At 69.6% G+C, this 24,591-nt stretch carries 20 protein-coding genes; 9 read left to right on the top strand and 11 right to left on the bottom strand.

The genetic code is table 11. The features are described from left to right. Nucleotides 1-31: 31 nt before the first annotated feature. A complete protein-coding gene (locus O0S08_RS06510) occupies nt 32-364 on the bottom strand; it encodes a hypothetical protein (protein ID WP_269038142.1) in 333 nt (110 codons plus the stop codon). Between the two features lie 226 nt (nt 365-590). Between O0S08_RS06510 and O0S08_RS06505 the strand changes: the two genes are divergently transcribed. Both O0S08_RS06505 and O0S08_RS06500 read left to right on the top strand, forming a co-directional pair. Then, nucleotides 591-1,940 carry a hypothetical protein gene (locus O0S08_RS06505; RefSeq protein ID WP_269038141.1) on the top strand — a complete coding sequence of 450 codons (1,350 nt, stop codon included), beginning with the start codon at nt 591-593 and terminating at the stop codon, nt 1,938-1,940. Beyond that, a complete protein-coding gene (locus tag O0S08_RS06500; RefSeq protein WP_269038140.1) occupies nt 1,937-2,491 on the top strand; it encodes a hypothetical protein in 555 nt (184 codons plus the stop codon). Before O0S08_RS06505 ends, O0S08_RS06500 begins: the two co-directional genes overlap by 4 nt. Before the next feature lie 171 nt (nt 2,492-2,662). On the opposite strand, the gene O0S08_RS06495 is transcribed toward O0S08_RS06500, so the two are convergent. Next, nucleotides 2,663-3,958 carry a hypothetical protein gene (locus O0S08_RS06495; RefSeq protein WP_269038139.1) on the bottom strand — a complete coding sequence of 432 codons (1,296 nt, stop codon included), beginning with the start codon at nt 3,956-3,958 and terminating at the stop codon, nt 2,663-2,665. A gap of 288 nt (nt 3,959-4,246) precedes the next feature. On the opposite strand from O0S08_RS06495, the gene O0S08_RS06490 reads away from it, so the two are divergent. Together O0S08_RS06490 and O0S08_RS06485 are read left to right on the top strand one after the other, a co-directional pair. Beyond that, complete coding sequence (locus O0S08_RS06490; protein WP_269038138.1) at nt 4,247-4,993, top strand: hypothetical protein; 747 nt, start codon at nt 4,247-4,249, stop codon at nt 4,991-4,993. Beyond that, nucleotides 4,990-5,613, top strand: coding sequence for a class I SAM-dependent methyltransferase (locus tag O0S08_RS06485; RefSeq protein ID WP_269038137.1), 624 nt, complete (start codon nt 4,990-4,992; stop codon nt 5,611-5,613). The genes O0S08_RS06490 and O0S08_RS06485 overlap by 4 nt, the downstream gene beginning before the upstream one ends. A gap of 26 nt (nt 5,614-5,639) precedes the next feature. Here O0S08_RS06485 and O0S08_RS06480 read toward each other — a convergent pair whose 3' ends face one another. Together O0S08_RS06480 and O0S08_RS06475 are read right to left on the bottom strand one after the other, a co-directional pair. Further along, nucleotides 5,640-5,768: a hypothetical protein gene (locus O0S08_RS06480; protein WP_269038136.1), complete on the bottom strand. Its 129-nt coding sequence runs from the start codon at nt 5,766-5,768 to the stop codon at nt 5,640-5,642. Between the two features lie 306 nt (nt 5,769-6,074). Further along, entirely contained in the window at nt 6,075-6,599 is a 525-nt protein-coding gene (locus tag O0S08_RS06475; RefSeq protein ID WP_269038135.1) for a MarR family winged helix-turn-helix transcriptional regulator, read from the bottom strand. 207 nt (nt 6,600-6,806) lie between these two features. On the opposite strand from O0S08_RS06475, the gene O0S08_RS06470 reads away from it, so the two are divergent. After that, entirely contained in the window at nt 6,807-9,191 is a 2,385-nt protein-coding gene (locus O0S08_RS06470; RefSeq protein ID WP_269038134.1) for a hypothetical protein, read from the top strand. A gap of 75 nt (nt 9,192-9,266) precedes the next feature. Continuing rightward, the gene (locus O0S08_RS06465; protein ID WP_269038133.1) at nt 9,267-10,520 is read left to right on the top strand and encodes a hypothetical protein; all 1,254 of its coding nucleotides are present in this window, start codon (nt 9,267-9,269) and stop codon (nt 10,518-10,520) included. Nucleotides 10,521-11,140: 620 nt separating this feature from the next. Here the strand turns inward: O0S08_RS06465 and O0S08_RS06460 are convergent. The 4 genes from O0S08_RS06460 to O0S08_RS06445 form a co-directional block, all read right to left on the bottom strand. Beyond that, entirely contained in the window at nt 11,141-12,091 is a 951-nt protein-coding gene (locus O0S08_RS06460; RefSeq protein ID WP_269038132.1) for a PAS domain-containing protein, read from the bottom strand. A 332-nt stretch (nt 12,092-12,423) separates the two neighbouring features. Continuing rightward, nucleotides 12,424-13,038 carry a GrpB family protein gene (locus tag O0S08_RS06455; protein WP_371879529.1) on the bottom strand — a complete coding sequence of 205 codons (615 nt, stop codon included), beginning with the start codon at nt 13,036-13,038 and terminating at the stop codon, nt 12,424-12,426. 127 nt (nt 13,039-13,165) lie between these two features. Further along, nucleotides 13,166-14,536: a sigma-54-dependent transcriptional regulator gene (locus O0S08_RS06450; protein WP_269038130.1), complete on the bottom strand. Its 1,371-nt coding sequence runs from the start codon at nt 14,534-14,536 to the stop codon at nt 13,166-13,168. Next, nucleotides 14,533-15,978 carry a sensor histidine kinase gene (locus O0S08_RS06445; protein ID WP_269038129.1) on the bottom strand — a complete coding sequence of 482 codons (1,446 nt, stop codon included), beginning with the start codon at nt 15,976-15,978 and terminating at the stop codon, nt 14,533-14,535. The genes O0S08_RS06450 and O0S08_RS06445 overlap by 4 nt, the downstream gene beginning before the upstream one ends. A gap of 324 nt (nt 15,979-16,302) precedes the next feature. Between O0S08_RS06445 and O0S08_RS06440 the strand changes: the two genes are divergently transcribed. Genes O0S08_RS06440 through O0S08_RS06430 form a run of 3 tightly spaced genes read left to right on the top strand, consistent with a single transcriptional unit; the run spans nt 16,303 to nt 22,277 of the window. Next, nucleotides 16,303-17,511: an efflux RND transporter periplasmic adaptor subunit gene (locus O0S08_RS06440; RefSeq protein WP_269038128.1), complete on the top strand. Its 1,209-nt coding sequence runs from the start codon at nt 16,303-16,305 to the stop codon at nt 17,509-17,511. 10 nt (nt 17,512-17,521) lie between these two features. Continuing rightward, nucleotides 17,522-20,845: an efflux RND transporter permease subunit gene (locus O0S08_RS06435; protein WP_269038127.1), complete on the top strand. Its 3,324-nt coding sequence runs from the start codon at nt 17,522-17,524 to the stop codon at nt 20,843-20,845. Next, nucleotides 20,838-22,277, top strand: coding sequence for a TolC family protein (locus O0S08_RS06430; RefSeq protein ID WP_269038126.1), 1,440 nt, complete (start codon nt 20,838-20,840; stop codon nt 22,275-22,277). Before O0S08_RS06435 ends, O0S08_RS06430 begins: the two co-directional genes overlap by 8 nt. A gap of 62 nt (nt 22,278-22,339) precedes the next feature. Here O0S08_RS06430 and O0S08_RS06425 read toward each other — a convergent pair whose 3' ends face one another. From O0S08_RS06425 to O0S08_RS06415, 3 genes are all read right to left on the bottom strand, one after another. Beyond that, nucleotides 22,340-22,612 (bottom strand): hypothetical protein, encoded by a 273-nt coding sequence (locus O0S08_RS06425; RefSeq protein ID WP_269038125.1) that lies wholly within the window; start codon nt 22,610-22,612, stop codon nt 22,340-22,342. A gap of 180 nt (nt 22,613-22,792) precedes the next feature. Continuing rightward, complete coding sequence (locus tag O0S08_RS06420) at nt 22,793-23,671, bottom strand: hypothetical protein (protein WP_269038124.1); 879 nt, start codon at nt 23,669-23,671, stop codon at nt 22,793-22,795. A 144-nt stretch (nt 23,672-23,815) separates the two neighbouring features. Next, nucleotides 23,816-24,505: a glutathione S-transferase family protein gene (locus O0S08_RS06415; protein WP_269038123.1), complete on the bottom strand. Its 690-nt coding sequence runs from the start codon at nt 24,503-24,505 to the stop codon at nt 23,816-23,818. Nucleotides 24,506-24,591: the final 86 nt, after the last annotated feature.

Raw genomic sequence — 24,591 nt, 5'->3', positions numbered from 1 at the left:
TGGCCGAACCCGGAGGCTCCGCCTGGCAATCTCAATAGTATCGCATGATGATCGGAAACACCCTGTACGCGACCACCGCGCCGAGCGCGTACGGCACCACGTACCACAGCGCCGGCGGCGTCGCCGACGGCAGCAGCGCGACCACGACACTGGCGGTCGCCCCCATCGCCAAGAACAGCATCCCCACGATCTGCATAAATTCGCAGCGCAGGTCGGCGCCCGCGATGACGCTGCCGCGCGGCGCGTAGCCGAGGCTCGGATGCAGCGCCAGGAGGACACAGAGCCCGCCGGCGATCATGGCGAGCACGCGCAGGACCCGGCCGAGTCGCCTCCAGCGTGACGGAGCCGCGGCCTCGACGACCATGGCGACATGGTAGCCGTCGCCCTGATCAGGCTCAACGGCCATCAGCCGGGTCGAACAGCTCCGCCGGCGCTCCGGGCCTGCCACAAGCGCCAGTCGACAGCGAGGTGTTCGTCGGCGACGACGATCCGCGCACGATCACCCCAGGCCCTCGAGTCGCCACGCAGGCGCAGTAACGGCCGCTCCGCCGGCGGAACACGCGGGCGCGGCCGCTGCGTTATGCTGGGCCGTGCGCAGCGGTCCTCGTACGACGCTCGAGTTCGCGCTCCGCGCCCTCGGGGCCGCGCTGCTGGGCGTCGCCGCGCTCGACTACCTCGCCTACGAGTTCGTGCTCGTCGATCTCGCCACCGGCGAGCGCGGCTGGTCGGACGGCGTGTACTTGTGGCCGGGACTGCGGTACTCGCTGGCCGGCCGGGCGCTGATCGTGCTGGCGGCGATCGGTGGCATGGCGGCGTTCGGCGCGTTTGCGCTGGCGCGGGTACGCCGGACCGCCGGCGTGCTGCTGGCGCTCGCGGCGATCTGCGCCGCGCTGCAGCTCGGCGCCGCCGTCGCGGCGGCCGCGGTCTTCCGCGAGGAGCTGCTCGCCCACCGCGTCACCGTCGATCCGGACACGTCGATTCGCTGGCTCGTGCACCGCGACCTGTCCGGCTATGCATATCCGCTGAGCGTGCAGCGAATCGTCGGAGCGCTGGCCTCGCTCTCGATCGTGGCGACCGCGCTCGCCGGCGTGCGTGTGGCGCTGGGCCGCGGCTGGCCGCCCGCCCGCGCGTGGCTGACGGCTGCGCTCGCCGTGCCGCTCGTGCTCGCGACCGGCGCGCTCGCCTGGCTCTGGCAGGAGTTCGCGGTGCCTCGCCCGGGAAGCGGGTTCGAGGCGCACCACGTCGCGTTCGTGCAATCCGTGCGGTGGGCGATCGCCGCCGCCGCGCTCGCCATCGCCACCGCCGCCGCGCTGCTGCTACGCGGGACGTCGCGCGCGCGGCTGGTCTTCGCGGCCGGTCTGTGTGCGCTCGGGCTCGCCGCCGCCGTCGCCACGGCTCCGCACCGCCGCGCGATCGACACGCTCGCTCCACCGCCGCGCCCCGCAGTCACGCCGCGCCTGTCCGTGTGGCTGCGGGCGCCGTGGGACTTCGACGCGCGCGTCACCGGCGCCTGCGTCGAGAGCCCGTCCTTCGACCACGACGTCGTCGTCTTCGTCGACGATCGGACCGGCGGCTTCGCGGCGAAGATCGACGGGTTCCCCGTGCCGTTGGCCGACGAGCCGGACGACCTGCGCGCCGAGCTCGCGCGCCACATCCATCCGAACGAGCGCCTCGTGCTGTTCGCCGACCGCCGGGTCCCCGTCGCCGCGCTGATGCCGTTGTTGGAGCGGCTCCCACCGACCGAGATCGGTCGCGTCGTCGTCGCCGGGATCACGGTACGCGCGCTGCTCTCGGCCGAGGGTCCGACCATGGCCTGGCGCGGCTGCACGATCGGCGCTCTGCACCTCCCGACCTTTCTTCGCACCGAGTTCGCGCCAGGCACGACGTGGGGCGCGATCCTCGACGATCCGGCGCTGGTGCCCGGCCCGGAGGCGCGGTGAGCGATCGCGCCGGCGAGGCGGTGCTCACCCGCGACGAGCGATTCGTCGTGTTCCTGCTGTGGCTCGGCTTCGCGTGGATCCCGTCGCTGACGCTGTGGGCGCTGACCGGCTACTTCGGCACTTTCTACTCGCCCCTGCTGTGGGTGGTGACGCTCGGTGCGAGCACTCCCGCGATGTCCCGCGTGCTCGGACAAGTCGAGCCCGTGGAGGCGCTGCCGCCCGCGGAGCCCGCGTCACCGCACCTGCCGCCCGCGCTCGCTCGCCTCGTCGAGGAGGCCGCGGCGATCCGCGACGAGCTCGCGGCCGGCGAACTCGAGACGGCGCTCGAGCGGGCGTGGATCCTGAGCAACGAGCTCGAACAACTGCCTCACGCCGGCATCGCGCTCGAACGCAGCCGCGCCGCGCTCGCCGCAGTGCACGAGTTGCTCGAGCTGCGCGCCCGCCCCGGACGGACACGGGTGTCCCGCGACCGGGTGCGCGCGCGTCTCGACACCGCGCTGGCGCAGTTCATCGCGTCGCTCGTCGAGCAGACGCGAATCGGGTTCCGCTGAGGTCCGCATGCAATACGTCCCTCGGGGCGACCGCAGCGCGACGCGCTGTTCGAGGCGGTCGAGCACGCCCGCCGGCCGCGGCTCGATCGCGCGGGCGCCGAGGCCGTCGACGAAGCGCCGCCGCGAGCGAAAGCACATGTCCTGACGGACATGTCATTCGCCGGCCGACACTCACTCCCCGGGCGCGACGGCCTCGATCGGCGGCTCCTGATCGAGGATCGGCCGCGAGAGCAGGCAGCCGATGCCATCGTCGAGGTACGGGCACTCGGGGCCACGCAGCGCGTCGAGGACGGCGACCACGGCGTCGACGCGCGTCGCCCGGGTCACCCGCACGTGGATCGTGCCGTCGCGGTGCGGAGCGGCCCCCCGCCACTGCGCGGCAAGTGCGGTCAGGGCCGCGCTCGCGTGGACGGACAGCGTCGTCTCACTCGCCCCGAGCGTCACCGACACCACCGATTCATCGATCGTCGCGACCGGTCCGTCGAGCACGTCACGCCGGGCGTGCGACGACGGGAGCCAGGCGCGCGGCGTCGCCACCGGGATCGTGACCAGGGCGTATTTGCCTCGACCGATCAACGCGAACTCCTCGACGCCACCGCGAGTGGCGGTGTACAGCGCGTCGATCACGATCCCGAATGCGAGCCCGCGATCCGGCGCGACGGCGAGGCGCTCGCGGTCCTGCTCGCCGCGCCCCGTGGTCCATGTCGCGACGGCCGTCGCGAGCGGGACGATCCCGTGGCCCTCGACGTCCGCGGCCGGCAGCGCGCCGCGGTCGTGCTCGGCGATCGTCTCGCCGGTCCAGAGCAACGCTCGCGGACTCAGCAGCAGCCGCGGCTCCTCGCGCAGGCCGTCGCGCATCACGGTCGACGGCGCCGGATCGACGCCTGCGAGCTGCAGTAGCCGCGTGCAGGCGTCGGAGCCAGGCAGTTCGGCGCACCGGCGCCGGGCGACCGGCAGGGGTGCGACACCGGTCATCAGAGCCCGTCCGAGCCGGCGCAGGAGCGCTCGCTCGACGCCGTCGCGGTCGAGCGTCGCCACTACGAACAGGACCTCGTTGTCGTCGCCGAGCAATTGCTCGCCCTCGTCGAGCACGCCGAGCCGCGCGAACCCGCACGCGTCGAACACGATCCGCGGGCGTCGCTCCGCGGGAGCGACGGGGACCTGTCCGACCCACGCCTCCGGATCTGCGCAGACCCGCCTCCTGGCCCCGGGGAGGCCGTCGTAGACCGCCAAGGACTGGACGCGCTCGTACACATACCGGTCGCGCAGGCTCTGGACGAAGCCGGGGTCGAGCCGGGGACACGCGGCGGCGAGCGCCGCGATCGCCCGTGTCTCGGCGCCAGGGGTCGACGCCTCGCGCTCGAGCGTCTCGGTCAAGCCGACGATCGCCGACTGGTCGCACGACGACGGCGCCGGGCCGGTGCAGCCGGCGACCGCGACCGCGAGCGAGGCGAGGGTGCGGATCACCGATCCATCTTGACCCGACGGCGACGCGGGATCCAGCGGCTCCACGCCGAAGTGGAACGGTACTCCAGTCGTACGGATTCGACCCATTGCCGGGCGGCGCGCGTCTCCATCGCGGCCGGCGTGTTCACCTCGTACACGGAGGCGCGACGAGGCCCTGACGAAGCGCTCGACGAGCCGTAGGGCCGCCCGACGACACCGAGAGTCGGCTGAAGCCGCTCGACCTGCAGCTCGCCCCGGCCTCGACGGCCGTGAGGCAACGCCGATGAGCCCGCGGTGGTACAATGACGCGTGCTCCGTGCAGCGCTCGCGCTCGTCGTCACGGCCGTCATCCTGGCAGCGCCGCGGAGCGCCGCGGCGTGTAGTTGCGACGCCCGCGAGCGCAGCCCCGAGGCGATCCGTCGCGCCGCCGCGGCGGCCGACGCCGTCTTCGAGGGTCGGGTGATCGGACGCGTCCGCGTCGATGGGCCGCCGTACGAACGCGACGTGCCGGGGTTCGAACGCGAGTGGCAGGCCGCGTTCGCCGTGCAGCGCAGCTGGACCGGCGCGCCTGGCCGTCGCGTCGTCGTGCGCACTCCGCCGGATCTTCCTGGGTGCGGGATATCTTTCCACGCGGGCACCCGGCACCTCGTCTTCGCGTACCGCCGCCGAGACGGCCAGCTCGAGGCCGACGCGTGCAGCCTGACCACGCGCCTGCGCGACGCCGACGAGTTGCTCGCCGCGCTCGGTGACGCCGAGCCGCCTCGTCTCGACGCTCGCGGATGCGCGGTCGTCGATCGCCCCGGCCCGCTCGCGCTGTGGACATTGCTCGCGCTGCGGCGACGCCCCCGACGTCCCGGCGCACCAGCCGACGCGTCGTCGAGTAGCCGGAGCTCGACGCGTTCGCCGTGTGGGAACGCGGCGAAGTCTCGCGCCGACGACGAGCTCGCGCAAATCATCGACATCCCGGGCGCGCAGGCTCGATCGAAGACCACGCCGATACGAGCGAAAACGGCGCCCTACCCCGCGAGGCGGGGCGGGTGTACGAAACAGACATGAGCGAGTTCTGGGAGAACGCCTTCGTCCGCATGCAGATGATGTGGGGCGAAGCGCCCACGCGAGCCGCGCTGCTCGCCCGTGACGACTTCGCCGCGCGCGGCGTGAAGCACGTCCTCATCCCCGGCATCGGCTACGGCCGCAACGCGACGCCGTTCATCGAGGTCGGAATGAGCGTGACCGGGATCGAGGTCTCCGGGACCGCCATCGATCTGGCGCGCTCGAAGATGGGCCTCGAGATCCCGATCTTCCACGGCTCCGTCACCGACATGCCGTTCGACGAGCGCCGCTACGACGGCATCTTCTGCTTCGGCCTCATCTACCTGCTCGACGCGGCAGAGCGGGCCAAGCTGCTGCACGACTGCGCGAACCAGCTGGCGCCGGGTGGGACCATGATCTTCACCGTCGTGTCGAAGGCGGCGTCGATGTTCGGTCAGGGCACCAAGATCGGCGAGGACCGCTACCAGATGGAGTACGGCGTGCGGCTCTTCTTCTACGACGCCGACTCGATCCGCAGGGAGTTCGGGGCGCACGGCCTCGTCGACTTCTTCACCGTCGACGAGGCGATGCCGGACGGATCGCTGCGACCGTTCCTCCAGGTGGTCTGCCGCTCCGGCGCATGAGCGCGCGTGTACCTGCCGCGCGGCCGTCAGCGCCCCGCGGCCAGGGCCAGGGCGACGCCGCGCTGGAGCGTGCTGCAGGTGGTGATGCCGCCGAGGTCGATGCCGTGCGGGCGAGCGGCACCAGTGGGGTCGACAGCGCCTGCAGCGTCGCGCACTGGGCCTCGATCACCTGCTGCTGCAGCGCGGCGCTCTCGGCCGCGGCGACCTCGAGCGCGGCGGTCCGCTCGTGCATGAACGACTGGCGGGACGACCAGCGGACCCACCCGCGATCCCACCTCCCGGACCGGAGCAGAACATCATCCCGCCTGAGCGCCTCGTCGACTGGACCCCGGGAGTGACGGTCAGCGTGCCGGGCGGCATCCCCGACCGCACCACGATCTGCGCGACGGTCCAGCGCGCCCCCGACGCGCCGCAATCGACGACGGCACCGGCACCGCCGGCTCCAACCAGCGGACGCGGGCTCAACCCGGGGCGGACATCTGCAGACGCAACTTGCGCAGCAGGCGCGCGAGTTCGGCGCGTTCGGCCGCGCTCAAGCCGGCGACGGCCTCCTCGGCCTGTTCGAAGCGGGTGACGATCGCCTTGTCGATCAGCCGGATGCCCGCGGCCGTGAGCGCAGCCGCCAGCGAGCGCCGGTCGCCGTCTTCCGCTCTGCGCACGAGCAGCCCGCGCTCCTCCAGGCGATTCAGGCAGGCGGTCATCGCCCCCGAGGTGAGCAGCACGGATTTCCGGAGTGCGGTCGGGGTCAGCCGGTATGGCGCGCCCGAGCGTCTGAGCGTCGCCAGCACGTCGAGGTCGGTGTAGCTGATGCCCGCTGCGCGCAGGCGCTCATTGGCGCCCGCTTCCAGCAACCGGCCCAGGTGCAGGATACGGCCGACCACTGCCATCGCGGACGCATCCAGTTCAGGACGCTCGCGGCGCCAGTCTTGCAACAGTTGGTCGACCACATCGAGCTCTGCACCGACGGAGGAAGATCTCTTGGGCATACCTGAAGTATATCCAGATAAAGTATCTTGACATGAAGATACTATGATGAGAGCATGGGATACAAGCCGGTGCCTCGCATGCGTAAGAACACTCACACCGCGTACACGTCTCATGGCGACCATTCCCCGCGGCGCTCGGCCGCATCCATCTTCCCCGGCCTATTGCTGGCGATGCACGACAAATGGATGGGGCGAGTCTCGGTTTGGGTGTTGTTGGCGCTGGGTGCAGCGGGTTGCGGGGACGACGGCGCCGGGGTCAGCGCGAGCGCGAGCGGCACCGACTCGATCACCGGCATCACCACGGTTGGCACCACCACGGGCGACCCGACGACCACCGCGCCGACCACCACCGCGACCACCGGCGTGTCGGCGAGCGACAGCGAGTCCGGCACCACGGCGGTCACCGGCAACACCGTCACCGAGAGCAGCTCGACCGCCGGCGACGACCAGTGCGAGGGCGGCACCCTGTGCGGTCAGCCGGCCAGCTGTTGCCCGGCGGGCAACGAGTGCCTCGCCGACAACTGCATGCCCGAGTGTGACAGCGGCGTCCACTGCGGCCCGAGCCTCGAGTGCTGCGCGATCGGCCAGATCTGCTCGGGCGCCGAGTGCGTCATGCCGACCGGCCCGTGCCAGGACTCCTACGACTGCAAGGCCGGTGAGTACTGCGAGCAGACCCTCGGCCAGTGCCTGCCGCAGCCCGATCCGCTGACCTGCGAGATCATCCCCGAGTTCGACTCTTTGAACGTGTTCCTCGAGTGGCAGTGGACCGAGCAAGACGTGCTCTCGAGCCCCGCGGTCGCCGACCTCGACGGCGACGGCGTCCCCGAGGTCGTCGTCAACGCCACCCAGTTCGACTACACGACCGGCATCGTCGTCGTCCTCGACGGCGCCAGCGGCCTCGAGAAGTTCCGCATCGAGCACGACCCCGTCAACCAGAAGTACGGCACGCAGGGCCGCAGCACCCTCGCCGTCGGCGACGTCAGCGGCGACGGCCTGCCCGACATCGTCTTCGCAGGGCGCGAGGCCGGCGGCAAGAGCCCGATCCACGCCTACGACCACGCCGGCGCCTGGCTGTGGACGTCGCACGACGCCGACAATGCGCAGGTCAGCACCGGCGTGCAGAACGGCGGCGCCACCCTGGCCAACTTCGACAACGACCCGCAGGCCGAGGTCGTCTTCGGCGCCACCCTCATCGACCACGACGGCCTCGTCGTGTGGAACCTGAACAACAACGGCGGCCTCGTCGGCGCTCCGCCGAACTACCCCGGCGGCCTCTCGGCGGTCGCCGACGTGACCGGCGACGGCTACCCCGAGATCGTCAGCGGCAAGCAGGCCTGGAAGGTCGCCTGGACCGCCGACGCGCCGCCGACGGTCATGGTCACTGAGCTGTGGAACAACACCGACGGCACCGACGGCTGGCCCGCGATCGCCGATCTCGATCAGAACGGCACCCCCGAGGTCGTCCTCGCCGCCTCCGGCATGGTGCGCGTCCTCGACGGCCTGACCGGCAAGCTGTGGTGCGGCGTCGATCCAACGGGCGTCATGTGCGAGGGCAACGACGCCCTGCGGACCCAGCCGCACACGATCCCCGGCGGCGGCCTCGGCGGCCCGCCGACCGTCGGCGACTTCGACGGCGACGGCCGCCCCGAGCTCGCCATCGCCGCGGCCTCGCAGTACACCGTGTTCGACCTCCACCGTGAGGGCGAGGAGATCGTCAAGCCCGACAACGATCCGATGCCCGCGCTCGGGGCGATCTATCGCCGCTGGTCGAGCATCACCCAGGATCAGTCGTCGAACGTCACCGGCTCGTCGGTGTTCGACTTCCAGGGCGACGGCGCCGCCGAGGTCACCTACAACGACGAGTGCTACGCGCGCGTCTACTCCGGCATCGACGGGTCGATCCTGCTGAAGATCGAGAACTCGAGCGCGACGATCCACGAGTACCCGCTGGTCGTCGACGCCGACGCCGACGGTAACTCCGAGATCCTCATGGTCGCCACCCTCGTCGACGGCTGCGACGATCCCGGCTACCAGCAGCGCAAGGGCGTGTTCCTCTACGGCGACGCTGGCGACGGCTGGGTGCCCACGCGCCGCGTCTGGACCCAGCACACCTACCACGTCACCGGCACCACCTCGGCCGGCAACGTGCCGATGGTCGAGGACAACAACTGGACCACCCCCGGCCTCAACAACTATCGACAGAACGTCCAGGGTGAGGGCGTGTTCAACGCCCCCGACCTCACGGTCGAGCTCTCGATCGGCCTCGGCTTCTGCCCCAAGCAGCTCGAGCTCATCGCCACCGTCCGCAACGAAGGCGCCCTCGGCGTCCCCGCCGGCGTCGATGTCGACTTCTACCTCGGGCAGGACGCCACCGGCATCTTGCTCGACAAAATCGACACCACCGTCGCGCTGCTGCCGGGCGGCAGCGAGAAGATCAAGCTGGTCGTGGACGCCCCGCCGCTCGACATGACTGCCGACTTCTACGTCGAAATTGACCAGGCCAGCGCTGGCGACGGCGAGATCCTCGAGTGCAACGAGGACAACAACAGCGACCTCACCACCGCCGCCGCCTGTCCCCCCCCGCCGCGCTGACTTGCGGCCGAGCTGGCTCTGCCCGCAGCTCTCTCATCCACCCTCTCCAGCTTGGTGCTCGAAACACGTGTTCCCATGTCGATGCCTCGCCTCCGCGTCCTCCCGCTCGTCTGTCTCTTCCCCCTCGGCTGCGGCGACAGCGTCGGCCGCCAGACGGGCACCGCCAGCGACTCCGGCGCCATCGTCACGACCGTCCCCGGCGGCCCGACCGACGGCACGACCACCGGTGACGACTCGATCACCGGCGGTGTGCCGACGACGGGCACGACGGGCACGAACGGCATGAAGTTCGATCTCGGGGCCGCGCCGGACATCGACGGCACCACCGGCGAGTGTGCGGCGCAGATGCTCGCGCCGGAGACCAAGTCGATCGGGGTGGACATCGTCGTCGTCGTCGACACCTCGCCCTCGATGGAGTCGGCGATCGAGGCGGTCGAGGCGAGCATCAACGACGACTTCGCGCAGATCCTCGAGGCGAGCGCGATCGACTACCGCGTGATCGTGCTCGGAGACTACCCGCCGGGCGGGGAGCTGACGATCTGCATCTCCGCCCCGCTCTCGGGCACGGACTGCGTCGATCCGCCGGAGGTCCCGGCGGTGACCGAGCGGTACAAGCATTACGACGCGGAGACCGGCTCGGGAGCGTTCCTCGACAACATCCTCGCGTGGTACACCACGCCCGACTGGCACGGGCTCGCGCCGAGCGGCTACCGCGACTTCCTGCGGCCGGACACGCGCAAGGTGATCCTGGCGATGACCGACGGCACGAGCGCGCCGACCGAGACCGACGTCGGCGACGCCTTCGACGCCTCGCTGCTCGGCCTGCAGCCGCCGCACTTCGGCACACCGGGGGACCGCCGCTACGTCTTCCACTCGATCACCACGATGGATCCGAACAACCCGCCGTCGGCCCCGTGGCTGCCGATGGACCCGATCCAGGGCCAGGGCGAGTCGATCCAGCAGGTCAGCGTGCTGTCCGGCGGCTGGCGCTTCCCGCTCGAGCAGGTCGATGAGTTCGACGTGCTGTTCCAGGAGATCGCCAAGGACGTCGTCGAGGCGACGCCGATCGCCTGCGACTTCCCGATCCCCACGCCCGACATGGGCACGATCGACCCGAACACGATCGAGATCGACTACACCCCCGGCGGCGGCGGCCCGCCGCAGCCCTTCCACCAGGTCGTCGACCAGGCCGCCTGCGGGGCGAACGCCTTCTACATCGCGGGCGGCAGCGTGTTCCTGTGCCCGCAGGCCTGCGCGCTCGTCCAGGCCGACCCGGACGCGAAGCTCGACGTCCGCTACGGCTGCGACGTCGGCTTCGTCCCCGGTTGAGCGGTCTAGCGCGCCAAGGCCGTCGATTGGCTGCTCGCCGACGCGAAGAGCCCGTGGAAGCAGCAGCGCTGGCCGGCCTGATCGCGGAACGAACATGTCCCGAAGGCCATGTCGGAAGCCGGCGACGAGCGCCTCGCCGACTTCGAGCTCGGTCGTTTCGGGCGCGTCGAGCTGGACCGTCGTTGCCGCCACGAGCGGCCCGACGACCACCGCGCCGACCACCACCGCGACCACCGGCGTGTCGGCGAGCGACAGCGAGTCCGGCACCATCCTCGAGTGCAACCAGGACAACAACAGCGACCTCACCACCGCCGCCGCCTGTCCCCCCCGCCGCGCTGACTTGCGGCCGAGCTGGCTCTGCCTGCAACTCTCCCATCCATCCTCTCCAGCCTGGTGCTCGAAACACGTGTTCCCATGTCGATGCCTCGCCTCCACGTCCTTCCGCTCGTCTGTCTCTTCCCCCTCGGCTGCGGCGACAGCGGCGGGTGGCTCAACCGGGAACGTAGCTCGCCGGATGCATACCGAAGCGCTACGTCTGCGTCACCGCGTCAGGTGATGCTCTCCACACGAACACGGATCGCGACCGGGTGTACCGCATCCACGAGCGCGCGGGACTGCCGCTAAAGAAGCGCGGGCACTTCCTGCGTCTCTGCGCCGCGAGCCGCGTGGCGCACCACCCCAAGGCGGGTGTTGCGGACGCGCAGGGACTCCTGCGGCACAAGAACATGACGACCACGGAGATCTACCTCCAGGAGATCCGTGGCACCGACACGAGCCGCCGTGCGGCTGCCATCCTCAACCTCGTCGAGGAGGAGGAGACTGGCACCGCGTTGGCACCGGCTGGCACCGAGCTCCAGCTCTCGCGTGCGTTGCTGAATTGAGCCAAAACGGGTGATGTCGAGGATCACCGTCCGGGCGCGGTTGGCGGCGATCCCCGACAGCAGGGTCTCGAGGATCTGCTGCGCTCGCCTCGCGTCGATCTTCCCGATCATCGGCATGACCATCACGACGTCGGTGATCGGGATCAGCGGCGTCGAGAGCTCGGCGAGGATGTCGGCCTGGGCCTGGATCTCCTGCTCTTTCGCGCGCAGTCGCTCGGCCTCGGCGCGCTTGACCGCGGTGATGTCCTCGTACATGCCCAAAACGGCGAACACTGCGTCGATGTCGTCGTGGAGCGGGATCTTGGAGGTCCGGAGCCAGCCCTCGGTGCCGTCCGGCAGCGGGACCGGCTCCTCGTAGTTGAGCTTGGGTGCGTCGGTCTCCATCACCCGGCGGTCGTCCGCGCGGTACAGGTCGGCGAACTCGGCCCACGGCATGTCCCTGTCGGTCTTGCCGATGATCTCCGCGGGGGAAGGGACTCCGTTGTGTCTGGCGAACTGCTCGTTGCAGCCGAGGAACACCGATTCCCGGTCCTTCCAGAAGATCGCCTGCGGCAGGTTGTCCATCACCCTCTGCAGCAGCTCCTGCGTCCGCCGCAGCGGCGCGAGCTCCTGCTCGAGCGCGGCGACCCGCTGGCGCAGTGCGAGCACTTCTTCCTGCAGAGCATTGTCCGATCCAACCGCGGTACTCACACCATCTCCTGCTCTGCGGTGATGCCGATCCTATCCACACCGCGGAGGCAACCACCGTGGCATGTACAGAGGCTGGCGGTCAACTGTGGGCGCCGCGGCACCGGGCACAGCGGGCCGCCGAGGGCTCCGGACTCCAGGTGCTCGGAGTGAGACAGGTGACTGACTGCTCGCCGAACTGCCCGCTTGATATCGCGCCGTGGACTCGGAGTCTGCGACAGGTGAAGGCTGCTCCAGGTCAAGCCCGGCCGTCCGTATCGACATTCGCCCATCACCGGCCACACCGGGCTCACGGTGTCAGCGGCGTCGCTCGCGTCGGCGACCAGCATTCACAGTCACTTCGACTCATGTCCTGGGCGATCCTGTCTTGCTGGATCCGTGGCACGCGCCTCCGTCAGGATCGCTTCGATGACCTCGGTCTTGGCGTCGGCGTAGTGCTGGACGTGGGTCCAGGTCCGAGCCGCGAGTTCACGCTTGGCCTGGGCGTAACGATCGCGCGCCGCGGGATTGGCCCGGAGATGATCGCGGAAGCCGAGCATGCGAGGGGCCTCGGCGGAGCCGGGCGAGAAGACGTGGAGATTGATGGGAGTGTCGGGGCCCTTGAGCAGGCGGTGCTGGTGCCAGTCGGGCTCGCGGATGCGCAGGATGTACCCGGCAGCCTCGAGGTCCGGGACATAGGCGGGTTCGTCGCTCGAATCGGGCACGACGAGCAAGATGTCGAGGATCGGCTTGGCGAGCAGCCCGGGGACGGAGGTGGAGCCGACGTGCTCCAGGGCGAGGGCGCGGTCACCGAGGACGGCGGAGATCCGGGCGTGCTCCTGGGCGAACATGACGGGCCACTGCGGATCCGGGGCCACCAAAGTGATCTGGGCGTTGAGGGGCACTCGCTCCCCGATGGTCACGGCGGCCAGGTATTCCTCGGAAGATGAATTCTGGGAGGGGGTGGACATCCTGCGACTCCTGCGTTCCGAAGGTAGCCCGAAATCGTAGCAGCATCAGGTCCGCGACCCGGTGAACAATTGCGAGCTCGACGGCGCACGCGCCGGGCTGCTGCCCCTCGAGGCCGCCGCGTCCCCGTCACTCGCTGAGCAGCTTCATCAGCGTCTTGATGTCCACACCGAGCGCGCGGGCCGCGTGGGCCTTGACGCCGCCGTTCTGCGCGACCGCCCAGCGCGCATATCGCCGCTGGATCTCCCGCAGCGGCAGCACTGCGTCGCCGAACGGCCCGGGCCCGCCCTCTTCGGCGTCGGGGCCTTCGCTGCCGAAGCCGCGGGGGAGGTCTGCCGGCACGATCACCTCGTTGCGCGACAGCAGCACGAGGCGCTCGATCAAGTGGGTCAGCTCGCGGACGTTCCCGGGCCAGCGGTAGGCGAGGAACGCCGCCATCACCTCGTCGCCGATCCGGCGCGGCACCGCGGTCGGGTAGCGCCGGCGCGCCGACTCGAGGCCCTGCTCGACGAGCAGCGGGATGTCCTCGCGGCGGTCGCGGAGCGGCGGGATCTCGAGCACGACCAGGGCGAGGCGGTAGTAGAGATCCTCGCGGAACTCGCCGGCGCGCACGGCGGCGGCGAGGTCGAGGTTGGTCGCGGCGAGGATGCGGGTGTTGACGCGGCGCTCGCGGGTCCCGCCGATCGGTCGGATCACGCCGCGCTCGATCACGTGCAGCAGCTTGGCCTGCAGCGCCGGCTGCAGCTCGCCGATCTCGTCGAGGAACAGGGTGCCCTGGTCGGCCTCCGCGAACAGCCCCGGGCTCGCCTGCGTCGCGCCGGTGAAGGCGCCGCGCGTGTGGCCGAACAGCTCGCTCTCGAGCAGTTGTTCGGGGATCGCGGCACAGTTGACGGCGACGAACGGCGCCGACGCGCGCTGGCTGCGGTCGTGCAGCGCCGCGGCGATCGTGGTCTTGCCGGTGCCGGTCTCGCCGGTGAGGAGGACCGGCACGTCGGTGTCGGCGATCCGGGCGACCACCTCGAACACCGCGCGCATCGCCGTGCTGCGGCCGACCAGGCCCTTGGGCGCCGCGTCGTGAAGGCGCCGGCGCAGCTCTCCGGTCTCGCGGCGGAGCCGGCGGTCGTCGAGCGCGCGGCGCAGGAACAGCACCAGCTCGTCGACCCCGAACGGCTTGGTCAGGTAGTGGAACGCGCCGCGCCGGATCGCCTCGATCGCGGTGTCGATCGCCCCGTAGGCGGTCATCACGATCGTCGGCAGCTGCGGCACCAGCTCCTGCGCCTGCACCATCAGCGACACCCCGTCGCCGCGCTCCAGTCGGAGGTCGGTGACCAGCGCGTCGATCTCCTGCGACTCGAGCAGCGCGAGCGCGGCCGCGGCGTCGCGCACCACGTGCACCTTGAAGCCGCGGCGACCGAGCTGCTCGCCGAGCGCGTCGCCCCACTCGGGCTCGTCGTCGACCAGAAGCACGTGCGGGCGCAGGACCTTGTGTTCGCTCGTCATGGAACCTCCCTGGGCAAACGCAGCGTGGCGATCGCGCCGCGTGGCGACCGCGGCGCGAGGGTGACGGACCCGCGGCTCATGCGGGCGATCTCGTTGGTGAGCGCGAGCCCGAGACCGGTGCCGTAGGCCTTGCGCGAGAAGAACGGCTTGATCAGGCGCTCGCGGTCCTCCTCGCGCACGCCCTCGCCCTCGTCGAGGACCTCGAACACCACGTCCTCGCCCTCCTGGCGCACACGCAGCGTGACGAGGCCGCCGCGCGGAGACGCGTCGCAGGCGTTGACGAGCAGGTTGACCAGCGCGTGCTCGACGAGCAGTCCGTTGACCCGCACGTCCGGCATCTCGGGCGCGCTCTCCACCTGCAGCTCGACCTCGGCGGCCTGGAAGCGGTGCGAGATCAGGTCGCGCACCGCCTGGGCCAGCGTCGCGGGGGCCACTCGCGCCTGCTCGGGCATCCTGCCGCGAGCGGCGCGGAGGAACCCCTGGACCACGTCGCGCAGGCGGTCGACCTGCCCGAGGATCGTCTTTGCGTCCTGCTCCTCCGGCGAGTCCTGCAGGGCGTCGCGCAGCGCCTCCGCCTTGACGCGGATCAGCCCGAGCGGCGTGCCGACCTCGTGGGCGACCCCGGACGCGAGCGTCAGCATCGTCGCGGTGCGGTTCTCGCGGGCGAGCACCTCTTCCCCGGCGCGTCGCTGCTCGGCGAGCTCGAGCTGGTGGCGGGCCATCACCTGCGCGCGGAACTCACGGAACGCGAAGTAGCCGAACACCAGCGTGGTGATCCCGGTCAGCAGCACCTTGATGATCACGCGCAGCATGCCCCGCCGGTCGCGCTCGACCTCCTCGCGGGTGCTGCCGACGACGGCGACGCGCCAGCTGCCGAGGACGCCGCCGTCGGCCGCGGCGACGCTGACGAACGCGGGGTACTCGGGCAGCCCGAGCTGCAGCGCCTGGGCCGCGGACAGCATGCCGGTGTCCTCGCCGCGCGCGACCAGCTCCGCGAGCACACCTGGCCCTGCGGACAGGCCGTGCAGGTCGAAGAACTTGTCGGCGCCGGGCGGCTGCATGAAGATGCGCTCATCCGCCGAATCGAGGTGATCGGCGGCGTGGAACAGCTCCCCGATCTGCACCCGCACGGCGAGCTCGCGGCCATCGCCGCCGGCGACCTTCGCGGTCCAGGCCGCGGAGTCTGTTGTCGGGGGGTCCGGGGTCTGCGGCAGATCGCGCGCGAGGTTCGCCAGCTCCGCCGCGAGCTCGACGGCCAGCAGCGACGCGAGGTTCCCCAGGCGCCGCTGCTCGCGCTGCATCGCCAGCTCGGACTCCGCGTCCTCGAACCAGATCCCGACCAGCGCGACCGCCGCGACGGTGAGCACCGCGCCGAGGAGCAATACGAGGCCGCTGATCCTTACACGGCTGCGTTCGGCGGGGGCGAAGGGTCGTCGGGTCACGGGCAGGCGTCCTCGGCGAGGATAACGCGGTTCGTTCCGGCGGCTGCAATCCGCGCGCCACACCGGAGCACGCCGCTTGCATTCCGGTGAAACCCTCGCCGCGGGTGGATGCGGCGCACGCCGCGGCGATCTCGCAGACGGGCGCGCGGGGACGAGGATGGGAAAGGCTCCCATCGATCGCTTGGAATTTATCCAATCGGTCCCCGTACCCTCATGATTTGATCAAGGATCTCCAACCGATACGGCCCCGGCATCGCACGTGTAACGACGTGAACCAGGCTCGCAGGCCGCGGCCCCTCAATGGAGGGCGCCGCGCCTGGGCCCGTGCGTGAAGACCTCGCGCGCGACAGGCGAACCTCGATGAACAACATCATTCCAATCGCGCCGCGGCGGCCTACCTCCATTTTCCTGGCGATCCTGCGCGTGCTGCTCGGCCGCAATGATGAGAAAAAATTCATGCCTCGAATCATCTCACTAGCGGGCGGACTGGCGGTCCTGCTCATGTCTGCGTGCCAGCATCCGCACGAGCATCACGCGGAGGAGGGGGTCTTCGCTGTCACGACCCCGCTCCGGCAGGACGTGGAGCTGACCCGCGAATACGTCGCCCAGGTCCACGCAATCCAGCACATCGAGGTGCGCGCCCAGGAGCGCGGCTATCTGACGGGGATCTTCGTCGACGAGGGCCAGCTGATCGAGGAGAACACGAAGATGTTCCAGATCATGCCGCTCATCTACCGAGCGGACCTCCACCGCGCCGAGGCGGAGGCCGACATGGCCTCGATCGAATACAAGAACACCAAGATGCTGGCCGACAAGGACATCGTGTCGTCGGCCGAGCTCGCGCTGGCCGGGGCCAAGCTCAATCGCGCCAAGGCCGAGCTGGAGCTCGCCCAGACGCACATGCGCCTGACCGAGATCCGCGCCCCGTTCAGCGGCCTGATGGACCGCTTCGTGGTGCGGCTCGGCAGCCTCGTCGAGGAGGGCGATCTGCTGACGACGCTGTCCGACAACCGGATGCTGTGGATCTACTTCAACGTGCCCGAGGCCGAGTACCTCGATTACAAGGCGGATCCCGAGCAGAAGATGGTCGTCAAGTTCCAGATGGCGAACAACAAGATGTTCGACCAGGAGGGCAAGGTCGAGACGATCGAGGCCGACTTCGACAACACGACCGGCAACATCGCCTTCCGCGCGACCTTCCCCAACCCCACCGGCCTGCTGCGGCACGGCGAGACCGGGAACATCGTCGTGACGACGAAGTACCCCAACGCCCAGATGATCCCGCAGAAGGCGACCTTCGAGATCCTCGATCGCCGCTACGTCTTCGTGGTCGGCGACGACGGCATCGTCAAACAGCGACCGATCTCGGTCGCCGCCGAGCTCCCGCACTCTTTCATCATCGACGGCGGCCTCGAGGACACCGACCACATCCTCCTGGAGGGCCTGCGCAAGGTCCAGGACGGCAAGCACGTCGACGTGAAGCTCGAGGAGCCCGCCGAGGTCTTCGCCCAGCTGAAGTACCACGCGGAATGAGGAGGCCGACATGTTCGCACAGATTCTCCGCCGCCCGGTCCTCGCAATCGTCATCTCGGTCCTGATCGTCCTCCTCGGCCTGCTGTCGATCGGCACGCGCCCGGTCTCTCAGTTCCCCGAGATCGCGCCGCCGCAGGTCCAGATCACGGTCGCGTACCCGGGCGCCAGCGCCGACGTCCTGATCCAGTCGACGCTCATCCCGCTGGAGCGCGCCATCAACGGCGTACAGGGGATGCGCTACATGATCACCGACGCGACCAGCGCCGGTGAGGCGACGATCCAGGTCATCTTCGACCTCGGCACCGACCCCAACCAGGCGATCATCAACGTCAAGACCAGGATCGACCAGGTGATGCCGCAGCTGCCGAAGCTGGTGCAGCTCGAGGGCGTCATCCTGATGCGCGTCATGCCGAGCATGTTGATGTACGTCAACGTGTACAGCACCGCCGAGGGGGCGGACGAGAAGTTCCTGTTCAACTTCGCCAACGTCAACGTCCTGCCGGAGATCATGCGCGTCAAGGGCATCGGCCAGGCGCGAATCCTCGGCAGCCGGCAGTACGCCATGCGCATCTGGCTGAACCCGGACCGGATGCGGGCCTACAACGTCTCGCCCGAGGAGGTGCAGGACGCGATGGCCGACCAGAGCATCATCGGCCGCCCCGGCCGCGTCGGCCAGGCCACCGGCAAGACGGCCCAGTCGCTCGAGTACGTGCTCGTGTGGGAGGGCCGCTACAACAAGCCCGAGCAGTACGAGGACATCATCATCCGGGCCACGCCGGACGGCCACATCCTGCGCCTGAAGGACATCGCCAAGGTCGAGCTGGGCAGCGAGTTCTTCAACATCTACTCCAACCTCGACGGCAACCCCTCGGCGGCCATCGTGCTCAAGCAGACGCTCGGGAGCAACGCGCAGGAGGTCATCGAGAACGTCAAGTCGACGCTCGACGAGATCAAGGCGACCACCTTCCCACCAGGGATGGACTACGCGATCAGCTACGACGTCTCGCGGTTCGTCGACGCCTCCATCGAGCAGGTCACGCACACGCTGGTCGAGGCGTTCGTGCTGGTGGCCCTGGTCGTCTTCGTGTTCCTCGGCGACTGGCGCTCGACGCTGATCCCGACGCTCGCCGTGCCCGTGTCGCTCGTCGGCGCGTTCATCTTCATGGCGGCGCTGGACATCAGCATCAACCTCATCACGCTGTTCGCGCTGGTCCTGGCGATCGGCATCGTGGTCGACGACGCCATCGTCGTCGTCGAGGCCGTGCACGCCAAGATGGAGACGACGAACCTGTCGATCTACGAGGCGATGAAGGCGGTCCTGAACGAGATCAGCGGCGCCATCATCGCCATCACCCTGGTGATGACGTCGGTGTTCGTGCCGGTGGCCTTCATGCCCGGCCCGGTCGGCGTGTTCTACCGCCAGTTCTCGGTCACGATGGCCTCGTCCATCGTCCTGTCCGGCTTCATCGCGCTGACGCTCACGCCGGTCCTGTCGGTCCTGATCCTCAAGCCGGTGCACGACCACGGGAGGACCCGCAACCCGATCACCCTGTTCATCCGCGGCTTCAACCGGGTGTTCAACTGGGTCACGTCGATCTACGTCCGCCTGATTCGGGCGACCCTGGGGCGGTTCTACCTGACGATCCTGGCGATCGGCTTGTTCGTGTTCGGCATCATGCAGGTCAACCAGGTGCTGCCGGCCGGCTTCGTGCCCAACGAGGACCAGGGCATCATCTACGCCATCATCCAGACCCCGCCGGGCACCACGATCGAGCGGACGAACGCGGTCTCCCGGGAGCTGCAGCAGATCGCCAAGGAGCTCCCCGAGATCTCGTCGGTCTCCGCCCTCGCCGGCTACGAGATCCTCACCGAGGGGCGCGCCTCCAACGCCGGCACCTGCCTCATCAACCTGAAGGACTGGTCCGAGCGCGACAAGTCGGTCACCGAGGTCATCAAGGAGCTCGAGGAGCGGGCGAAGGACATCGGCGCGGTCGTCGAGTTCTTCGAGCCGCCGGCGGTCCCCGGCTACGGCGCGGCCGGCGGCGTGTCCTTCCGTATGCTCGAGAAGACCGGCAGCACCGACTACTACGAGTTCGATCGCATCAACCAGGAGTTCATGGCGGCGCTGCGCGAGCGGCCCGAGCTGACCGGCCTCTTCACCTTCTACGCCGCCAACTACCCGCAGTACGAGCTCGTCATCGACAACAAGAAGGCGATGCAGAAGGGCGTCTCCATCCGCAAGGCCATGGAGAACCTCGATCTCATGATCGGCAGCAACTTCGAGCAGGGCTTCACCCGCTTCAACTTCTTCTACCGCGTCTACGTCCAGGCGCTGCCCGAGTACCGCGCGCTGCCGCCGGACGTGCTGAAGATGTGGGTCAAGAACGAGGCCGGCGAGATGGTCCCCTATTCGGCGTTCATGACGCTCAAGAAGCGGCAGGGCCCGAACGAGATCACCCGCTACAACATGTACAACTCGTCGGCCATCCGCGGCAACAACGCCCCCGGCTACACGACCGGCGACGCCGTCAATGCCATCAAGGAGGTGGCGGCGAAGACCTTGCCGCGCGGCTACGACATCGCCTGGGAGGGCCTGTCGTACGACGAGGCGCGGCGCGGCAACGAGGCGGTGTACATCTTCGGGATCGTGCTGGTGTTCGTGTATCTGGTGCTGGCGGCCCAGTACGAGAGCTTCGTCCTCCCGCTGGCCGTGATCACCTCGCTCCCGGCGGGCGCGTTCGGCTCGTTCCTGTTCCTCCAGGTCATGGGCCTGGCGAACGACATCTACGCCCAGGTCGGCCTGGTCATGCTGGTCGGTCTGCTCGGCAAGAACGCGGTGCTGATCGTCGAGTTCGCCGTCCAGACCCGGCGCGAGGGCGCGACCGTGTTCGAGGCGGCCGTCGCGGGCGCGAAGGCCCGCTTCCGCGCGATTCTGATGACCTCGTTCGCGTTCGTCGCCGGCCTGTATCCGCTGGTCGTCGCCAAGGGCGCCGGCGCCGTCGGCAACAACACCATCGGCTCGTCCGCGCTCGGCGGCATGGTCATGGGCACCGTGTTCGGCGTGATCCTCATCCCCGGCCTTTACTTCATCTTCGGCCACATCGCGCGGCTCGAGAAGTTCCTGCGGATCGGCGCGCCCGCGGAGGAGGCCGCGCCGCCGCCGGCGCTGCCGCTCTCCGAGATGTCGCTGGCGTCGGTCCTCATCGAGACATTGGAGGACGCCGGATCGGTGGCGAAGACGCACGCGCCGGACGCCGGCGAACCACAGGAAGCGACCCCTCATGCGACCACCGAAGCGCGAGCGCGTCGCCCGGAGGAGGTGTCGGGTGAGTAAGCGTCGGAGTCCGATCCTCGCCGTGGCGGCCGCCTGCGCCCTGTCGCTCACGGTCGGCTGCGCCAGCCTTCTGGGGGACAACAAGGCCAGGGACGCGAACAACGCCGTCCCCGACTCCTTCGGCGCCCTCACGGGCGAGTCCGGCCCGAGCATCGCGGTGCAGAAGCAATGGGACGTCTTCTTCGCCGACGCCGACCTCAAGAGCCTGATCGCGGAGGCGATGGAGAACAACCAGCAGCTGAACATCCAGCTGCAGGAGATCATCATCACCCAGAACAACGCCGCGGCGATCCGCGGCGACTACCTGCCGCGCCTCGACGCGGGCGTCGGCGCGGGCCTCGAGAAGCCCGGCAGGTACACCGCCGAGGGAGTCGAGCACGAGGCCCACAGCTTGCCGAAGCCGCTGGCGGACTTCCGCTTCGGCTTCGTGGCCTCGTGGGAGACCGACATCTGGAGCAGGTTCCGCAACGCCAGGAAGGCCGCGATCTTCAATTACGAGGCGACGATCCAGGAGCGGAACTTCCTCGTCACCGAGATCGTGGCGGAGATCGCCAACTCGTACTACGACCTGGTCGCGCTCGACCTCCAGATCGAGATCCTCGACAAGAACATCGAGCTGCAGAAGAACGCCCTCGAGGTCGTCAAGCTCAAGAAGCTGGCCGCGCGCGGCACGGAGCTCGGCGTCCAGCGCTTCCAGGCCGAGGTGCTCAAGAACCAGGGCCGGCGGTTCTCCCTCGAGCAGCAACGGATCATCGTCGAGAACCGCATCAACTTCCTGGTCGGGCGCTTCCCGCAGCCCGTGGCGCGCAACTCCCAGAACTTCATGTCCGCGCAGCCCGACGTGGTGGCCACGGGCCTGCCCTCGGATCTGCTGGAGAACCGCCCCGACGTGAAGGCTGCCGAGCTGCGGCTGGAGGCGTCGAAGCTCGACACCAAGAGCGCCAAGGCGCGGTTCTATCCGTCGCTCCGCCTCGACGCCGGCATCGGCTTCGAGTCGTTCAACCTGGCTCACCTCATCGACCCGCGGTCGCTGGCCTTCAACGTGGCCGGCGGCCTGATCGCTCCGCTGCTGAACCGCACGGCGATCAAGGCGGATTACCGCTCCGCCAACGCCAGGCAGGTCCAGGCGGTCTTCGACTACGAACGATCGATCCTGCAGGCGTACACGGACGTGTACAACCAGCTGACGGCGATCTCGAACATGAGACAGCGCTATGAGCAATTGTCCGATCAGGTGGACAGGCTCCGAGCGGCCATCGAGGTGTCGAAGGCCCTCTATCAGTCGGCGCAGGCGGATTACAACGAGGTCCTGATGACGACGCGTGACTCGCTGGAGGCCGAGATGGATCTCATCGAGGCCAAGAAGGCTCAGATGCAGGCCGTCGTCTCGATCTATCAGGCGCTGGGCGGCGGCTGGCGGCAAAACCAGTGATCGGCGCCTCGGCGCCGGCGGGCGCGCGCCGAGGGCCCACCGGCAGGGGCACTCCACGGGGTTCACGGTTCATCCGCATCAGGGACCGTACTCGCCACGAGCGGCTCGATGCTGGCCGAGGTCTCGGCGCCGAGGCGGGCGCGCAGCTCGGCGAACGCTTCCGCGGGGCCGCGCAGGTCCTGGGCGATCAGGGCCCCCTGCCAGGGATACGTCGTCTTGCCGATACGTTGCACGCCCCGCCGTCGCCAAGCGCGCAGCCAATCCGCGACGGCACGCTCTTCGGACGATCCCGCCTCCACCTGTACGCGCACCCGTACCGTCTTGCTGCTCGCCATCCTGAGAGGCCCCGGCGACAGGATCGCAGGTCATGGCGAAATCATCCATCGAGTGCTGCGTGTCTGCCCGCCTCACCGGAACGGTCGCCTGGCGCGATCGCGGCCCGCCGCGTGGGCGAGCGCTCGATCGAGCACCGCCCACGCCCGCCGTGGGGTCGTGCGCCCTGGCTGACCCAAAGGTCAGCCGAAGCGCAGCGGGCGGAACACGCCGAGGCCGCCGGTCTTCAGCTTGAAGCGCGTCTTGCCGAGGACGAGCATGGCGATGCCGCCGGCGAGGGCGGCCGCGCCGGCGACGATCACCCCGACCGGCGCCCCGTACTTCGGGTCCTCGCGCGGCTTGTCGTCGAAGATCGCGTCGCGCTTGGCGTTGTTGTTGGCGATGAGGATCATCGCGCCGCCGACGGCCATGAGGCTGATGCCGACGCTCATCGTCACGATGCCGCCGATCCGCAGGCCCCTCCTGCCAGGCTTGACGGTCGCGGTGACGTCGCCCCGCGCGTCCGCGAGGTTGAACCGATTCGAGGTCGTGAGGCCGTCGCCGCCGAAGAAGAACGAGCTGCCGCGGCTCGTGTCGATGACGCTGCCACACGGGGCGCTGCACACGGAGCGATAGGAGATGCCGTGGACGGTGACGTTGGCGCCGTGGGCGATCATCTCGCCGGTGATCTCGTACAGCTGGACGTTGGCGGGCTTGGTGGTCTCGATATGCAGGCGCGGACCATAGACCTGCGGCGCCGGCTCCTCGCGCGCGACGGGGGCCGGGGACGCGACGGCGCCGAGCTCGACGCGCTGGCCGCCCTGCTCATAGGCGGCGATCTCCGACCACGAGAAAGTCTTGCGGTCGCCGGTCGCCGCCGAGACGATCGTCAACGAGTCATTCGGTAAGACCTCGAGGATCGAGCCCTGGACCATGCCGCCGTTACGCAGCTGGACGCGATCGGCGGGCTGCTCCGCGGGCGCGGCGGCGGCTTCTACAGGCTGGGCGTGGACGGGGAAACTGGCGGAGAACAGGGTGAGGACGACGAGCGACGCGCTCGTCCGACGTAGGCATGTCAACATCGGCGGATGATACCGGGGCCATCAGGCCACGCAAGACGGTCTCGCCGGTCCTCCGCGCGAGCGACCAGGTCGAACCGCCGAGCGCAGCGAGGTGCTACCTCCGCCACCTCCTGCGCCTATTGCCCACCTGGCCGCTGCGGCCGGCTATGCCTCGACCTCGCCGAGGAACCGCGCCGGCAGAGCCTCGCGATAGGGGTAGTACCGGAACCACGGCCGCGCCTCGGCGAGCACGCGCTGGTTGCTCGGGCGCGCGAGCAGCCGCTCGAAGTAGGCCGCGAGGTTGGGGTGCGTCGTCTCGAACGGCACCAGCGTCGCGGCGTAGAAGAGCGCGGGTGCGGCGGCGCAGTCGGCCACGGTGAAGGCCTCGCCGATCGCCCAGGTCCGGCCCGCGAGCTGCCGTTCGATCATGTCGTAGGCCTGGCCGAGCGTCGCCTTCGCCTCGGCGACGCCGCGAGGATCTCGCTCGCCTTCCCCGCGCAGTCGGTCGGCGACGATCTTCGCCATCGGCGTCATCACGTAAGCATCGAACAGGCGGTCCCACAGGCGGGCCTCGAGCGCCTGCGCCTCCTCGCGCGGAAACAGCGGCCGAGGACCGGGATGATGCCGGTCGAGGTACTCGATGATGATGCTGGTCTCGATGACGGTGCGGCCGGCGGCCTCGTCCGTCAGCGCCGGGATCTTCAGCATCGGCGAGAGCTCGCGGTACCTCGCGCGCTCGTCAGCATCGCCGAGATCGACGATCCGGGCCGCGAACGGCGTCTCGTTCTCGTACAGCGCCAGCAGCACCTTGTGACAGTACGAGGACAGCGGATGGAAATAGAAGGTCAGCGCCACGGCCCGTGCTCCTGTGTTCGTTTTCGCGCCGGGACGGTAGCCGCGAGGCGCCGGGGAGTCCAGCCCCGCGCGGCGACCGGGCCGCG

It is taken from the genome of Nannocystis punicea, assembly GCF_026965555.1.
GTDB lineage: Bacteria > Myxococcota_A > Polyangia > Nannocystales > Nannocystaceae > Nannocystis > Nannocystis punicea.
This window is presented reverse-complemented; position numbering and strand designations above follow the sequence as displayed.